This window comes from Streptomyces sp. NPDC057302, assembly GCF_042667685.1.
In the GTDB taxonomy this organism is placed as follows: domain Bacteria; phylum Actinomycetota; class Actinomycetes; order Streptomycetales; family Streptomycetaceae; genus Streptomyces.
Map to the genome: position 1 here is coordinate 913 of NZ_JBHUZJ010000181.1, position 481 is coordinate 1,393.

Annotated in this window: 1 pseudogene; it reads right to left on the reverse strand. The window is 67.2% G+C overall.

Going from position 1 to position 481, the window contains the following annotated elements:
- Positions 1 to 278 (reverse strand): annotated as a pseudogene (locus tag ACFUPX_RS44145) (hypothetical protein); the annotation flags it as partial.
- Positions 279 to 481 lie beyond the last annotated feature (203 nt).

A 481-nucleotide genomic window follows, 5' to 3' on the forward strand; every position in this document is an offset into this window, starting at 1 on the left:
AGTTTCCGGAATGCGTCGTTGAGGGCTTCGAGGAGTTCCGCGAGCGCGTGACCTTTCGCGTGCCGAACGGTGAAGGTGACCATCCAGGCCGAGCCGCCCGACATGATCAGCGAGGCAACGCCGACAGCGATCTCGTTGGCCCGCTTGGCGCGGATCTTGGCCGAGCAGACCGGGCACAGCCAGCCGTTCGCGCAGATGCAGACCCCCGACGTGTAGGCCACCCCGTCGCGGACGTGGATCTTGACCCGGTCAGCCTTGCCGTCTCGGCCCTGAGCCATGACCCGTCCGCAGGCCGAGAGCCGCTTGACCGTCGTGAAGGTCCAGATGGCCCGACGGATCTCGAACCGGCGGCGGCGGCGGCAACACGGTTCGGTGCCCTTCCCGCATTCGTGCTGGTCAGACCCGGTTTTCCCCGCAGGGATAGAAACAAAGTCCGTAGTAGTACCAAGGGGGGCGTCCGCCAGGCCGCCAGAGGCGGCCC